We start from the raw sequence: 13505 nt of genomic DNA, 5'->3' as shown, positions 1-13505 counted from the left end.
CCTGATTTTATGCTTTCGGTTTGTCTGGCGCTGAGTCGGTCCAGCGATGCCACTGGCGCTTGATAAACTCGACCGCCGCGGACTGAGCCACGCTTTCGCCGATCACGCTTATCGCCTTACCTGCGTTGACTTTTTCCTTCGGCAATTTGACTTTGCACTGCTTGATACCGCCGGTGAACGGGTTCTTCGGCTGCGGTTTCTGCGGCTTGACCGGCGGTGGAACGTAACCGCCGCCACCGCTGTTGCCCTGGGGTTCATTCAGCAGCGAGCTGGGTTTCACCAGCACGATATCGGCCGGCAGCGTCGGCAGCATTTGCTGCAACACCTTCACCGTTGCCGGGCGCGGGTGGCCAATCGCGATCGCGGAGCCGTTGCGCCGTGCCAACTCGACCGCACGGTTGAACTGGCGGCGAATATCGGCCTCGTTGGCCGTATCGTCCAGGAATACCTTGCGTTTGATGACCTTCACTCCGGTGCCTGCGGCGGCGCGGGTGGCCTGGCTATTGCCGATGGTCATACTATCGAGAAAATACAAACGGTAGCTTTCGAGCGCCTGCATGACTTTCTGCATGCCCGGCAGGCTGGAGGTCATGGCGCTGCCCATGTGGTTGTTCATCCCCACCGCGTAAGGCACGTTATTCACCGCATTGCGGATGATGCGCTGGATCTCTTCGCTGCTCATGGAGGGCTGCAGCGTATCGCGCTCCAACGGCTGTTTGCTGAGCGGAGCCATAGGCATATGGATTAGCACTTCGCGGCCCTGGCTGTGGGCGCGGGTGGCCATTAAACGGGCGTGGGGGGCGTTGGGCAGCACGGCAACGGAGATTGCCGTCGGCATTTGCAGCACGGCGCCTTCCTCATGTGGCCGATAACCCACGTCATCGATAACGATGGACAACTTCCCCGCCTGCGCGGCGCAAACCTGCAGCAGACAGCCAATCAATACGACAGTACGGGTTTTGATATAGCGCAAATCTATCTTCCCAACCACGGTAGTGGGTTAACCGCCTGACCCTGACGACGGATTTCGAAATAAAGCGACGGCGTTCCCTGACCTCCGCTGGTACCGACCAAGGCTATCGGCTGGCCGGCGCGGACCTGCGCCCCGACATTGACCAACGCGCTCTGGTTATAGCCATACAGGCTCATGTCGCCCTTACCGTGCTCGACCACCACCACCAGACCGTAGCCTTGCAGCCAGTCGGCCAGCAATACGCGGCCGTCGGCAATGGCTTTCACTTCGCTGCCTTCGGCAGCCGAAATCACCATGCCTTTCCAGCGTAACTCACCCTGCAATTGTTCGCCGAAGCTGTGCAAGGTGCGGCCACGAACCGGCCATATCGCCTGTCCGCCCGGCCTGCCGAGGCCGCCGGTACGGGCCATCAGCGAGCGGTCGGCTTCGCTGGGTTTGTAGCTGGTGCCGGTTTTCTTCGCCTGCTGTTCTTTGGCGCGCACTTGCTCGCGCACCTTGGCGGCTTCACGCGCTTCGCGTTCGGCACGGGCGCGGGCTTCACGTTCAGCACGGGCAATTTTATCGCGCATGCGGGTTTCGTTCTGGCGCAGTTCCACCAGCCGCTGCTGATCTTTTTCCAGCGAGGCTTCCAGTGCGGTCAGGGTTTTTTTACGTGCCCCACGTGCCTGCTCCAGCTTCTGCTGTTGCGTCTGCTGTTGGCCCAGCAGCGATTTCTGTTGGCCCTGTTTGGCCACCAGCGTGGTTTTTTGCTTTGCCAGCTCGGCGCGGGTTTGCTTCAGCTCTTCGATGGTTTGCTGACGCGCTTCGTTCAGATAGCCGAAGTAAGCCAGAATACGCTCGCTGCGTTGGCTCTCCTCACCGCTGAGGATCAGTTGCACTGCGCTGTGTTGCCCCTGGCGGAAAGCGGCGTCGAGCTGTTTGGCGAGGATCTCTTGCTGAGCGGACTGCTGCTTTTGCAGCTTGGCGATGGAGGCATTCAGGCCGGAAATGTCTTTCCCCAGTTGGCTCAGCGTGCCCTGGGTGTCACGCAGCAGGCGGCTGGCCTGCGCGATGGTTTTTTCTTGCTGTTTAAGCTGATCCTGCAACGAGCTGCGTTGCTGCTGCTGCTGTTTAACCGCCTTTTCTTTTTCGGCGATGCTTTGCTGGATGTCTTTGAGCTGGGATTTGTTGTCTTCCGCCGCCTGTCCGGCTAACGGCAACAGCAAGACGCCAGCGCAAAATACGCTGGCGCACATGGTGGTCAACTTCCTTGGCGCGGTGCGTTCAGGCAGCGGTTGGCTGCCTGCGTTTGCGCTTCGGGTTACCCTTGATAGTGCAAAAAACGCCTTCTCCCTCATAGAGAAGGATTATTCCACGATGAACAGCGGCTTACCAGTCATCTCTTTCGGGATTTCCATTCCCATCAGCGTCAGCATGGTTGGCGCGATGTCGGAAAGCTTGCCGCCGCTGACCGCGTGAGCAGGCTTACCGACGTAAATCAGCGGCACCGGCAGGCTGGTGTGGGCGGTATGTGCCTGGCCGGTAGCCGGATCGCGCATTTGTTCGGCGTTGCCGTGATCGGCGGTGATCAACAGTTGCCCGTCAACGGCCTTAACGGCCTCCACGACTTGCGCGATGCAACTATCGAGGGTTTCCACCGCTTTCACCGCCGCATCATAGACACCGGTATGGCCCACCATGTCGCCGTTCGGGTAGTTGCAGATAATGGCGTCGTATTTGCCGCTGCTGATGGCAGTCAGCAGTTTGTCGGTCAGCTCGGCCGAACTCATTTCCGGTTGCAGATCGTAGGTGGCGACCTTAGGCGAGTTGATCAACACGCGTTCTTCGCCTTTGAACGGCTCTTCCACACCGCCGTTATAGAAGAAAGTGACGTGCGCGTACTTTTCGGTTTCCGAGATACGCAACTGGGTTTTGTCGTGCTTCATCAGCCATTCGCCGAAAGTGTTGCTCAACGATGCAGGCGGGTAAGCGCAAGGGGTTTTGATGTCGGCGGCGTATTCGGTCAGCATCACGAAATCACCGAAGTTCACAATCTTGGCGCGAGGGAATCCGTCGAAATCGGCATTCACGAAGGCGCGAACGATCTGGCGCGCGCGATCGGCGCGGAAGTTCATGAAAATCAGCGCGTCGCCATCCTGCAGAGCGGCCGAGGTTTCACCGGCGGCCTGGAGCACGGTCGGTTTCACGAATTCGTCGTTTTCGCCACGCTCATAAGCGGCCTGCAGAGCGGCAACGGCGTTATCGGTCACGTAGTCGCCCTGAGCCTGAGTCAGCAGATCATAAGCCAGTTGGACGCGGTCCCAGCGGTTGTCGCGGTCCATGGCGTAATAGCGGCCAATCAGCGAGGCGATGCGCCCGGTGCCCAGTTTGGCAAAGGCGCCGCTAAAGCGCTGCAGCGAGTTTTCTGCGCTGCGTGGCGGGGTGTCGCGGCCGTCCAGAAAAGCGTGCAGGTATACGGCTTTCGCGCCACGTTGAGCGGCCAGTTCAATCATGGCCAAAATATGGTCTTCGTGGCTGTGCACGCCACCCGGCGACAGCAGGCCCATGATGTGCACCGCTTTGCCTGCCTGCACGGCCTTGTCGACCGCCGCCGTCAGCGTTGGGTTAGCGAAAAAGTCGCCGTCTTTGATTTCTTTGTCCAGTCGGGTCAAATCCTGATAAACGATGCGCCCGGCGCCCAGGTTGACGTGGCCGACCTCCGAGTTGCCCATCTGGCCGTCAGGCAAGCCCACATCCAGGCCTGAAGCGGCAATCAGGGTATGGGGCTGCTGTTGCCACAGGCGATCCATCACCGGCGTTTTGGCGTTCAGAATGGCATTGTCCTGCTGCTCCTCCCGGTGGCCGTAGCCGTCCAGAATCACCAGCACCATCGGCTTTTTGTTACTCGACATTGCATTAACCTCGTTATGAACTTTTAAGATTTGAATAGCCATCGGCCCGCAGCCGGAATGATGGCTATTCACCCTAAAACCGCCTGATTTTACAACGCGTACGATTAAAAAGAGCCCCGAGAGATCAAAGTTGCGGCGAACAAGGCCGGCTTTTATGCTCTGATGCCGGCAATTTCTCAGCGTACCCCGCAGTTTCTGCAATAGCGTTTGCTTATTGGCTGTATTTGCCGCACTCGGCAGGTATACTCTGGAGCCTTGACTTATTTTTCCCTTAACTGACGGGAGTTGTTACACCCCATGCTGCAAGAAATTATGCAATTCGTTAGCAAGCATCCCATACTGAGCCTGGCTTGGATTGGCTTGCTCGTTGCCGTGATCGTCATGACGTTCAAAAGCCGTTTCTCCAAGGTGAAAGAGATCGCTCGTGGTGAAGCCACCCGCCTGATTAATAAAGAAGATGCGGTGGTGGTTGATACCCGCAGTCGTGATGATTTCCGTAAAGGCCACCTGGCCAATGCCATCAACCTGACGGCGAGTGAAATCAAAAGCGGCAGTCTGGGCGAACTGGAAAAACACAAGGCTCAGCCGATCATCGTGGTTTGCGCCAACGGCACTGCGTCCCGCGAGCCGGCGGAAAACCTGAGCAAGGCCGGTTTTGAAAACGTGGCCATGCTGAAAGACGGTATTGCCGGCTGGAGCGGGGAAAACCTGCCGTTAGTGCGCGGTAAGTAATTCTTTAACGTATTTTAGGTGGTAATCCATGGCTAACATTGATATCTACACCAAAGCGACCTGCCCGTTCTGCCATCGCGCCAAAGCGCTGCTGAACGATAAGGGTGCAGCGTTTAACGAAATCGCCATTGATGGCGATAATGAAAAACGCGAAGCGATGATTGCGCGCAGTGGGCGCACCACCGTGCCTCAGATTTTCATCGATGGCCAACACATCGGCGGCTGCGATGATTTATATGAACTCGATGCTCGTGGTGGTCTGGATCCGTTGCTTTAAACGGGCCGCTGCCGGTTACTGAGTATCAATAAGGACGTTTAACCAAGGATATTACACACATGTCAGAACAAAACAGCACAGAGATGGCTTTCCAGATTCAGCGCATTTACACCAAGGATATCTCCTTCGAAGCGCCAAACGCTCCGCAGGTTTTCCAGCAGGAATGGCAGCCAGAAGTTAAACTGGATCTAGATACCGCTTCCAGCCAGCTGGCTGATGAAGTGTATGAAGTTGTACTGCGCGTAACCGTGACTGCGTCTCTGGGCGAAGAAACTGCGTTCCTGTGTGAAGTGCAGCAGGCGGGCATCTTCTCCGTTGCAGGCATTGACGGCACGCAGCTGGCGCATTGCCTGGGTGCATACTGCCCGAACATTCTGTTCCCGTATGCGCGTGAGTGCATCACCAGCCTGGTTTCTCGCGGCACATTCCCGCAGTTGAACCTGGCACCGGTTAACTTCGACGCGCTGTTCATGAACTATCTGCAACAGCAGTCGGAAGGCGAAGGTGCCGCACCACATCAGGATGCCTGATGAACACCGTCAATGCTTCAATGACTGTTATCGGTGCCGGCTCGTACGGCACCGCATTAGCCATTACGCTGGCGCGTAACGGCCACCCCGTGGTGCTGTGGGGGCATAACCCCGAGCAAATTCAAACATTGCAGCGCGACCGCTGCAACCAGGCGTTTCTTCCCGACGTTGCCTTCCCCGACACGCTGTTGCTCGAAGCCGATCTGGCACGTGCGCTGGCTGCCAGCCGCGATGTGCTGGTGGTGGTGCCAAGCCATGTGTTCGGTGACGTATTGCACCAGTTGAAACCGCATCTGCGCCCGGATGCCCGCATCGTGTGGGCGACCAAAGGGCTGGAAGCGGAAACCGGCCGGCTGTTGCAGGACGTGGCGCGAGAAGTGCTGGGCGAGGATATCCCGCTGGCGGTGGTCTCAGGGCCAACGTTCGCCAAAGAGCTGGCCGCTGGGCTGCCGACCGCGATTGCGCTGGCTTCCACCGATGCTCAGTTCGCCGAAGATTTGCAACAGCTGTTGCACTGCGGCAAAAGTTTCCGCGTTTACAGCAATCCCGATTTTATCGGCGTGCAGCTGGGCGGGGCGGTGAAGAACGTGATTGCCATCGGTGCCGGGATGTCGGACGGCATCGGCTTTGGCGCTAATGCGCGTACAGCATTGATAACCCGTGGCCTGGCGGAAATGAGCCGCCTCGGTTCCGCGCTGGGTGCCGATCCGTCGACCTTCATGGGCATGGCAGGCTTGGGCGATCTGGTGCTGACCTGCACCGATAATCAATCGCGCAACCGCCGCTTCGGTATTATGCTGGGGCAGGGAAAAGGCGTGCAAGAAGCGCAAGACAGCATCGGTCAGGTGGTCGAAGGCTATCGCAATACCAAAGAGGTTTTGGCGCTGGCGCAACGGCACGGTGTGGAAATGCCGATTACCGAGCAGATTTATCAGGTGCTGTACTGCCATAAAAATGCCCGGGAAGCCGCGTTGAGTCTGTTGGGGCGAACCAAGAAAGACGAAAAGCACAGCGTCTGATCTCCATACCCTGGGGATTTCAGGCCACTGCCAACAATGGCTGGGGCCTGAAAGGCGACAAGTATAAAACCGATATGCAGGGCAGCATGCTGACCCGGCAATTGATGTGGGCTGCCTGACCGTGATGCGGTGAGGCAGCCTGTTTTGCAAGGTGGAGAGGAACCTGATGTCGTCAGAAGAGTTAGAGCAGGTCTGGAAGAGCATCAAATCAGAAGCGAGAGAGCTGGCTGAGTGTGAACCGATGCTGGCTAGCTTTTTCCATGCGACGTTGCTCAAGCATGAAAACCTGGGCAGCGCGCTCAGCTATATTCTGGCAAACAAGCTGGCAAACCCGATTATGCCGGCTATTGCGGTGCGCGAAGTGGTGGAAGACGCCTACCTTGCCGATAAGCAAATGATCGTCTCGGCTGCGCGCGATATCTTGGCGGTGCGCCTGCGCGACCCGGCGGTAGATAAATACTCGACGCCGCTGCTGTATCTGAAAGGTTTCCATGCGCTGCAGGCTTACCGTATCGGCCACTGGTTGTGGCTGCAGGGGCGTCAGGCGTTGGCGATTTACCTGCAAAATCAGATTTCGGTCGCCTTTGGCGTAGATATCCACCCAGCGGCTACCATCGGCTGCGGCATTATGCTCGACCATGCCACCGGCATCGTTATTGGTGAAACCGCAGTAGTGGAAAACGACGTATCTATCCTGCAGTCGGTCACCCTTGGCGGTACCGGCAAAACCAGCGGCGATCGTCATCCGAAGATTCGAGAAGGCGTAATGATTGGCGCAGGAGCTAAAATACTCGGCAATATCGAGGTGGGCAAAGGCGCAAAAATCGGTGCCGGCTCGGTAGTATTGCAATCGATACCGCCGCATACCACCGCCGCCGGGGTGCCGGCGCGCATCGTCGGCCGACCGGAAAGTGATACGCCTTCGATGGATATGGACCAGTACTTCAACGGCACCAGCCAGGGTTTTGAGTACGGCGACGGCATTTAAACCGGTTTGCTGATGCATGAAGTTGGGGGAGCTTTTTGCTCCCCCGATGTTTTCCGGCAGAGAATTAACCCTGTTTCGGGAATTTCACGATATCGGTAACCATGTTATCGATCGCCGCTTTGACCTCGTTCGCCGTCACCGGCGCGGAGTCATTACTGACGGTCTTGCCATAGCCCTTGCGCACCACTTCCATCACCGTTTTGCCGGTATCCTGATCGATCAATTGCGCTTCGAGGAACAGCGTGGTGTTTTGCGTGCGGTGGCCGCTGACGGCCATGGTGCTGGCGATCACTGCGGTAACCGGGGTCACCTCATAGAACTTCAGATCTTCATTTTCAGCCGACACGGCGGTGATCGCCACTTTGGCGAGCAGCACGCGCGAGCCTGACGGGCTTTGCAGCACGGTCATTCGTTCGCTCAGCGCGGCGTTGATTCGCTGATTGGCGTAGTCTTTGATTTTGTTCAGCGTATCCTGGCTGACGCGTGCCGTCGGTTTGGCCGCCGGGTAATAGGTTACAGGAGAAAAATAGACACCCCGGTAATTGGATTCTTTAAAGGTAGGATCGATCCAACGCAGCGTTTTATGGCCGGTGGCCGACTCGGTTTCCTGCAGCTTGCTGTAATCGCTCAGAAAACCTGAATACTGCTGCGTATTTGCTACTTTAGACGAACAGCCTGCCAACAAAAGGCCCGCTGCCAGCACCGCCATGGCAACGCTCAAGCGTTTTTTTTTCATACGATTTCCTATGATGAGTGTCTATTACCCTTACAAAACATAGCTCATTATCCTCTGTCGCATCGAATGTTTTGGGGCCAGACGTGCACTGCCTTTACAAAGTTTGTCAGGATCGTGATGCGTCGCGGGTTTTAGAGGTGGAGTGTCCGCGAAAGCACCAACAATGCCATTTCCGCTCTCTCCAGCGCTGTTTCCTGAGCTTCCTGCCATTTTGGCAGCAGTGGCCAGAGATCCTGCTGATTTTCGGCTTGCCGACACCAGATAAAACGATCGTGCCAGTCGCCCAATGCGCTTTGCGCCGCCTTCAGGCTAGCAGTGGTTTCCGGTGTGATAAGCGCGAACTGGGGGTAGGCGTCGGCCGCATAGCGCACCCGTTTGATCAGCAGGCGTAGCCGGTGGCGATCGTAGTACGTGTCGGCCAGCGCCAGACGCAATTGTTTAACCTGCCGGGACAGGCGATGGACAACGCGGCGTTTTGTGTGCCGGCGTTTGGCCTGCCGGAAGCTTTTCGGCCAGCCATGCAGCAATTTGGGAAAGCGGAACAGCAAGGGATGTGACGCCAGGGCGAGGTTGCGGCTTTGCAGTTCGGTTTTGCGGACGTTGGTCTGCCACTCTAGTTGATGTCGCGTCAGCTCGGCAATCAGTACTTCCAAATCGCGTATCGGCGTGGTGAGTTTCCCCAAACTGGCTGCAGCGTTGTCGAGCCGTGCGACGCCGGATATGCCACGCAAGGGCCTCAGCAGGCTTCTGATACGCCGCAGGTTGATGCGTACATCATGCAGAGCCTCGGTATCCGTCGGGTCCTGCAAACGCGACAGCGCCTGACTCAGCGCGTTTTCGAGCCTGCGGAACTGGGGGATGATACTCTCTGTGAAAGCCATGTGATGTCCTCGGAGAGGTTATCCATTCAGATTATCCTCCCCGTAGGGCCGATTGTCACCGCTTAAGGTTTAATCAGTGCGCCGGCATAGTCCAACTGCCGCCAGGCTTCGTATACCACCACTGCGACGGCATTCGACAGGTTCATGCTGCGGCTTTGCGCCTGCATCGGAATGCGGATTTTCTGTTGTGCAGGCAAGGCCTCGAGGATCTCGGCGGGCAAACCCCGAGTTTCTGGTCCGAACAGCAGGTAGTCGCCGGCCTGATAGCTGACCGCGCTGTGCGCTGGAGTCCCCTTGGTGGTCAGGGCAAACAGCCGCTGCGGATTTTCGCTGGCGATAAAAGCGGCGTAATCGGCGTGGCGCCGGATATTGGCGAATTCATGATAATCCAGCCCGGCGCGGCGCAGCCGTTTGTCATCCCATGGGAAGCCCATCGGCTCTATCAGATGCAACTGAAAGCCGGTATTGGCGCACAGGCGGATAATATTGCCGGTATTGGGTGGAATTTCAGGTTCAAATAAAACGATATTCAACATGTAAAAGGCCCCTCATGAAGAGGGGCGCAGAATAGCAAAATCTTGCTGACCTGTCTTAGGCGATCAACGCTGGTGCAGTGGTAGCCATAGCACCAGTCGCAGACCGCCAAGCGGGCTGTCTTCCGCTTTCACCCAGCCGCGATGTTGATTGACTGCCGCCTCTACAATCGCCAGGCCCAGACCGGTGCCGCCCGAAGCGCGATCGCGTGCTTCGTCGGTGCGATAGAACGGCCGGAAAATCTGCTCGCGATCTTCCTCGCTGACGCCAGGACCGTCGTCGTCGACCACAATAGTGATGCCCTGATTGTCGGCGCTGAATGCCACGGCAATGCGCGTGTGCGAATAGCGCAGAGCATTACGCACGATGTTTTCCAGCGCGCTGTCTAAAGCGCCCGCGTTGCCGAACAGTGTCCAGGGCCCTGGAGGGGAGGTGACTTCCAGATGTTTACCCATTTGCTCGGCTTCGAATCCGGCGTCATCCAGCACGTCGGCCCACAGTTCGTTGGCCAGTAGCCGCTCACGCGCCAACTCGCTTTTTTGCTGCCCGCGCGACAGCACCAGCAGATCGTTGATCATCGAGTCCAGACGTTGAGCCTCGGTTTCGATGCGCGCCAACTCATGCCCTTCGCCGTGACGACGGCGCATCAGCGCTGTGGCCAATTGCAGGCGGGTGAGCGGTGTGCGCAGCTCATGCGAGATGTCGGAGATTAGCCGCTGCTGGGCGGTCATCATACGTTCCAGCGCACTAACCATCTGGTTGAAACTGGCGCCGGTGGCCAGAAACTCTTGTGGCCCGGCTTCCAGCTCCGGATGCTGTTTCAGGTTGCCGCGCGCGACGTCATCGGCGGCGTTTTTCAACTTGCGCGCCGGTTTCGCCAGGCTCCAGGCCAGCCACAGCAACAAGGGAGCGCTGATCAGCATGGTGACGATCAGCAGCAGTAGCGGCCGGTCGAACATCAGGTTGATAAAATCGGATTGCGGGCTGTTGGCGGGGCGAATGAGATACAGCTGATAATTATCCTCGCCGTCGCGTACTGAGAACGGGCCGACCAGTTCGACGCGGCCGTATTTTTTCTTCTTCGGATGATCAGAATTATCAGACTGGCCGATAAAGTTACGCACCAACTGCATTTCGTTGCGTTGCATGTTGCCAATCACGCGGCCTTCGCTGGTGACCAGAAGCAGGCGCTGCCCAGGCGGGGCCCATTTTTCGATGGCGCGGAATAAACGCCGCCACCACATCAGGTCATTGGCCGGATCGTTTTGCAACTCGGCCTCGACGTGCTGCTCCACCATTAATCCTTGCCGCTGCTCGCTGTCCAGCAGCGAGGTCATTTGGCGGGAGTCGAGCTTGGGCACCATCAACACCAGCATCAGCACCAGGGCTAATGTGAACCAAAATATGGCGAAGATGCGTGCCGTCAAACTGTTGATCATGTTGCTGATACCATTAAATACCCCCGGCCGCGCAGGGTCTTGAACCACGGATGGCCGTCTTTGCGGTTCGGCAATTTACGCCGCAGATTGGAGATATGCATATCGATGGCGCGATCGAATGGCGTCAGGCGTTTACCCAGCACTTCCTGACTCAGCAGCTCACGCGACACGACCTGGCCGAGGTGTTGTGCCAGCAGATACAGCAGAGTAAATTCGGTGCCGGTGAGATCCAGCGTTTGGCCGTCAAAGCTGGCTTCCTGTCGACCCGGATTGAGCTGCAGGCCGTCAACGTCCAGTGTCGGTGCGCCGGTATCGACATTCTGCTGCTGTTCACTCCAGTTGGAACGACGCAGGATAGCGCGGATGCGCGCCACCAGCTCGCGATCGTTAAAGGGTTTCGGCAGGTAGTCATCGGCACCCAGTTCCAGGCCCAGCACGCGATCCAGTTCGCTGCCGCGTGCGGTCAACATAATGACCGGCGTCTGGTGATGCTGGCGCAGCTCTTTCAAGGTATCGATACCGTTTTTCTTCGGCATCATGATGTCGAGCAGCAGCAGATCGATGGAGCTGTCGAGCAGCGACAACGCCTGTTCGCCATCGTAAGCAACGACGATAGTAAAACCTTCCATTTCAAGCAGTTCTTTTAACAACGAGGTCAGCTCGCGGTCGTCGTCAACTAACAGAATTTTATTCATTATGTTTTACCTCCTGACGCAAAATACGTCATCAACTGTTGGCATTCCATGACTTTACGTAGTTTTACATGCACTGACGCATGTTTGCAGGTGCAGCAGTACACTGCTCCTCGTTGATTCGCAAAGTGAGAAAGAACGAGGAGTTAAAATGCGTAAGGCGACCGCATTAGTTATGGCATCAATGCTGGCAATAGGTTCTACCGCTGCGTTTGCTGCCGAGACTACATCGGAAACTGCACCGACTCCCGGAAATGATGCGATAACCAGAGCCCCTGGCCAGCACCACATGTTTGACGGTGTCAGCCTGACTGAACAGCAGCGCCAGCAAATGCGCGATTTAATGCGCCAGGCGCGCCACGATCTGCCTGGTGTCAATGTAGCTGAAATGGAAGCCATGCATAAACTGGTGACCGCAGACAAATTTGATGAAGCCGCCGTGTATAGCCAGGCGGAAAAGATGGCTCAGCAACAGGTTAAACGCCAGGTCGAAATGGCCCGGGTGCGCAATCAAATGTATAACCTGCTGACGCCACAGCAAAAAAATGTTTTAGACCAGAAACATCAGCAGCGCATGCAGCAGATGGAGCAACAAATTTCTGGTTTGCAGCAAACTTCTGCCCAGAAGTTGAGTATGACTGAGTAATCCCCTGTTTTTCCTTGCCATAGACACCATCCCTGTCTTCCCCGCCATGATGGCGGGGCTTTTTTTGCCTGTCATTCCGTTATACTGGCCTTCTCACGTGTTACCCAGGGTTAGGTTATGGAACCGCAATATGCGCGTCTGGTGAAGTCTGCCGCGTTAGCCGCCACCGTGTTGGCCTCCACGCTGTTACTGATAAAGATTGTCGCCTGGTACCGCACTGGTTCGGTGAGCCTGCTGGCTGCGCTGGTGGATTCCCTGGTGGACATTGCCGCATCGCTGACTAACCTGCTGGTGGTGCGCTACTCGCTGCAACCGGCCGATGAGGAACACACTTTTGGGCACGGCAAGGCGGAGTCGCTGGCGGCGCTGGCGCAAAGCATGTTTATTTCCGGCTCGGCGCTTTTTCTGTTTCTGACCGGTTTTCAGCATCTGTATTCGCCGGAAACCTTGCGCGATCCTGGCATCGGTATGGCCGTGACGATCGTTGCACTGTTCAGCACCCTGATCCTGGTCACATATCAGCGTTGGGTGGTAAGAAAAACTCGCAGTCAGGCAGTACGCGCAGATATGCTTCATTATCAGTCAGATGTCATGATGAATGGTGCTATTCTTATTGCGCTTGGGCTAAGCTGGCACGGTTTTCAGCGTGCAGATGCGCTGTTTGCGTTGGGAATTGGCGTCTACATTCTCTATAGCGCGCTGCGGATGGGCTATGAAGCGGTACAATCGCTGCTGGACAGGGCATTGCCGGATGACGAGCGTCAGGCGATTATCGACGTCATTTCTTCCTGGCCGGGGGTGAAAGGCGCGCACGATCTGCGTACCCGCCAGTCCGGCCCGACGCGTTTTATCCAGTTGCATCTGGAGATGGACGATGCGTTGCCGCTGAGGCAGGCGCATATTCTGGCCGAGCAGGTGGAGCAGGCGCTGCTGCATCGTTTTCCGGGGGCGGATGTCCTTATCCACCAGGACCCTTGTTCCGTGGTGCCCACGGGCCGTCAGGGGCGTTGGGAGCTATAATTAATGCAGGGCAGTCAGGGTAAGTACGGCGGGCGAATGGCGAGTTAGCTCAGCGTGCCATGTCGATTTTTTACCGTAATATTGCGTGACTTGAATCAATTCAGCTGGGTGTTTTTGTTATAATATCCAGTAATAAAAGCCGTAACG

General features: G+C 56.8%; 15 protein-coding genes. 7 read left to right on the top strand and 8 right to left on the bottom strand.

Translation table 11 applies throughout. The annotated features are described in order from the left end of the window. Positions 1 to 7: 7 nt before the first annotated feature. The 3 genes from V2S86_RS24145 to gpmM are packed head-to-tail and all read right to left on the bottom strand — an operon-like array spanning position 8 to position 3864. Positions 8 to 973, bottom strand: coding sequence for a divergent polysaccharide deacetylase family protein (locus V2S86_RS24145; protein WP_330764463.1), 966 nt, complete (start codon positions 971 to 973; stop codon positions 8 to 10). Positions 974 to 975: 2 nt separating this feature from the next. Then, complete coding sequence (gene envC / locus V2S86_RS24140; protein ID WP_330764462.1) at positions 976 to 2310, bottom strand: murein hydrolase activator EnvC; 1335 nt, start codon at positions 2308 to 2310, stop codon at positions 976 to 978. A 9-nt stretch (positions 2311 to 2319) separates the two neighbouring features. Next, the gene (gene gpmM, locus V2S86_RS24135; RefSeq protein ID WP_330764461.1) at positions 2320 to 3864 is read right to left on the bottom strand and encodes a 2,3-bisphosphoglycerate-independent phosphoglycerate mutase; all 1545 of its coding nucleotides are present in this window, start codon (positions 3862 to 3864) and stop codon (positions 2320 to 2322) included. Between the two features lie 297 nt (positions 3865 to 4161). Here gpmM and V2S86_RS24130 point away from each other — a divergent pair, with 297 nt between their 5' ends. The 5 genes from V2S86_RS24130 to cysE all read left to right on the top strand — a co-directional run bounded on the left by V2S86_RS24130 (position 4162) and on the right by cysE (position 7410). Beyond that, complete coding sequence (locus V2S86_RS24130; protein WP_004953261.1) at positions 4162 to 4596, top strand: rhodanese-like domain-containing protein; 435 nt, start codon at positions 4162 to 4164, stop codon at positions 4594 to 4596. A 28-nt stretch (positions 4597 to 4624) separates the two neighbouring features. Next, complete coding sequence (gene grxC / locus V2S86_RS24125) at positions 4625 to 4873, top strand: glutaredoxin 3 (RefSeq protein WP_006317728.1); 249 nt, start codon at positions 4625 to 4627, stop codon at positions 4871 to 4873. 59 nt (positions 4874 to 4932) lie between these two features. Beyond that, positions 4933 to 5403: a protein-export chaperone SecB gene (gene secB / locus V2S86_RS24120; RefSeq protein WP_006317729.1), complete on the top strand. Its 471-nt coding sequence runs from the start codon at positions 4933 to 4935 to the stop codon at positions 5401 to 5403. Beyond that, positions 5403 to 6422 (top strand): NAD(P)H-dependent glycerol-3-phosphate dehydrogenase, encoded by a 1020-nt coding sequence (gene gpsA, locus V2S86_RS24115; protein WP_330764460.1) that lies wholly within the window; start codon positions 5403 to 5405, stop codon positions 6420 to 6422. Before secB ends, gpsA begins: the two co-directional genes overlap by 1 nt. A 166-nt stretch (positions 6423 to 6588) precedes the next feature. Then, positions 6589 to 7410, top strand: a complete 822-nt coding sequence (gene cysE / locus V2S86_RS24110) for a serine O-acetyltransferase (protein WP_330764459.1) — start codon at positions 6589 to 6591, stop codon at positions 7408 to 7410. Between the two features lie 64 nt (positions 7411 to 7474). On the opposite strand, the gene V2S86_RS24105 is transcribed toward cysE, so the two are convergent. The 5 genes from V2S86_RS24105 to cpxR form a co-directional block, all read right to left on the bottom strand. Further along, entirely contained in the window at positions 7475 to 8146 is a 672-nt protein-coding gene (locus V2S86_RS24105) for a DUF3313 domain-containing protein (protein WP_330764458.1), read from the bottom strand. A gap of 131 nt (positions 8147 to 8277) precedes the next feature. Next, positions 8278 to 9027: a CHAD domain-containing protein gene (locus tag V2S86_RS24100; protein ID WP_330764457.1), complete on the bottom strand. Its 750-nt coding sequence runs from the start codon at positions 9025 to 9027 to the stop codon at positions 8278 to 8280. Positions 9028 to 9089: 62 nt separating this feature from the next. Further along, entirely contained in the window at positions 9090 to 9563 is a 474-nt protein-coding gene (gene trmL / locus V2S86_RS24095; protein ID WP_006317734.1) for a tRNA (uridine(34)/cytosine(34)/5-carboxymethylaminomethyluridine(34)-2'-O)-methyltransferase TrmL, read from the bottom strand. Between the two features lie 63 nt (positions 9564 to 9626). Further along, a complete protein-coding gene (gene cpxA / locus V2S86_RS24090) occupies positions 9627 to 11000 on the bottom strand; it encodes an envelope stress sensor histidine kinase CpxA (protein WP_330764456.1) in 1374 nt (457 codons plus the stop codon). Beyond that, entirely contained in the window at positions 10997 to 11695 is a 699-nt protein-coding gene (gene cpxR, locus V2S86_RS24085; protein WP_004953234.1) for an envelope stress response regulator transcription factor CpxR, read from the bottom strand. Before cpxR ends, cpxA begins: the two co-directional genes overlap by 4 nt. Before the next feature lie 148 nt (positions 11696 to 11843). Between cpxR and cpxP the strand changes: the two genes are divergently transcribed. Beyond that, complete coding sequence (cpxP, locus tag V2S86_RS24080) at positions 11844 to 12338, top strand: cell-envelope stress modulator CpxP (protein ID WP_330764455.1); 495 nt, start codon at positions 11844 to 11846, stop codon at positions 12336 to 12338. A gap of 117 nt (positions 12339 to 12455) precedes the next feature. Next, positions 12456 to 13358, top strand: a complete 903-nt coding sequence (gene fieF / locus V2S86_RS24075; RefSeq protein WP_330764454.1) for a CDF family cation-efflux transporter FieF — start codon at positions 12456 to 12458, stop codon at positions 13356 to 13358. Positions 13359 to 13505: the final 147 nt, after the last annotated feature.

Origin of the sequence: Serratia sp. C2(1) (assembly GCF_036352655.1) — a bacterium.
Lineage (GTDB): Bacteria > Pseudomonadota > Gammaproteobacteria > Enterobacterales > Enterobacteriaceae > Serratia > Serratia inhibens.
Note: the sequence above shows the minus strand (reverse complement) of the source record. Positions and strands in the feature narration are given on the sequence as shown.

What these genes read in the sequence shown, in the direction of transcription:
- trmL (WP_006317734.1), bottom strand. Translation starts at nt 9,563, where the DNA reads ATGTTGAATATCGTTTTATTTGAACCTGAAATTCCACCCAATACCGGC.
- cpxR (WP_004953234.1), bottom strand. Translation starts at nt 11,695, where the DNA reads ATGAATAAAATTCTGTTAGTTGACGACGACCGCGAGCTGACCTCGTTG.
- cpxA (WP_330764456.1), bottom strand. Translation starts at nt 11,000, where the DNA reads ATGATCAACAGTTTGACGGCACGCATCTTCGCCATATTTTGGTTCACA.
- grxC (WP_006317728.1), top strand. Translation starts at nt 4,625, where the DNA reads ATGGCTAACATTGATATCTACACCAAAGCGACCTGCCCGTTCTGCCAT.
- V2S86_RS24130 (WP_004953261.1), top strand. Translation starts at nt 4,162, where the DNA reads ATGCTGCAAGAAATTATGCAATTCGTTAGCAAGCATCCCATACTGAGC.
- gpsA (WP_330764460.1), top strand. Translation starts at nt 5,403, where the DNA reads ATGAACACCGTCAATGCTTCAATGACTGTTATCGGTGCCGGCTCGTAC.
- fieF (WP_330764454.1), top strand. Translation starts at nt 12,456, where the DNA reads ATGGAACCGCAATATGCGCGTCTGGTGAAGTCTGCCGCGTTAGCCGCC.
- V2S86_RS24105 (WP_330764458.1), bottom strand. Translation starts at nt 8,146, where the DNA reads ATGAAAAAAAAACGCTTGAGCGTTGCCATGGCGGTGCTGGCAGCGGGC.
- secB (WP_006317729.1), top strand. Translation starts at nt 4,933, where the DNA reads ATGTCAGAACAAAACAGCACAGAGATGGCTTTCCAGATTCAGCGCATT.
- envC (WP_330764462.1), bottom strand. Translation starts at nt 2,310, where the DNA reads ATGAGGGAGAAGGCGTTTTTTGCACTATCAAGGGTAACCCGAAGCGCA.
- cysE (WP_330764459.1), top strand. Translation starts at nt 6,589, where the DNA reads ATGTCGTCAGAAGAGTTAGAGCAGGTCTGGAAGAGCATCAAATCAGAA.
- gpmM (WP_330764461.1), bottom strand. Translation starts at nt 3,864, where the DNA reads ATGTCGAGTAACAAAAAGCCGATGGTGCTGGTGATTCTGGACGGCTAC.
- V2S86_RS24100 (WP_330764457.1), bottom strand. Translation starts at nt 9,027, where the DNA reads ATGGCTTTCACAGAGAGTATCATCCCCCAGTTCCGCAGGCTCGAAAAC.
- cpxP (WP_330764455.1), top strand. Translation starts at nt 11,844, where the DNA reads ATGCGTAAGGCGACCGCATTAGTTATGGCATCAATGCTGGCAATAGGT.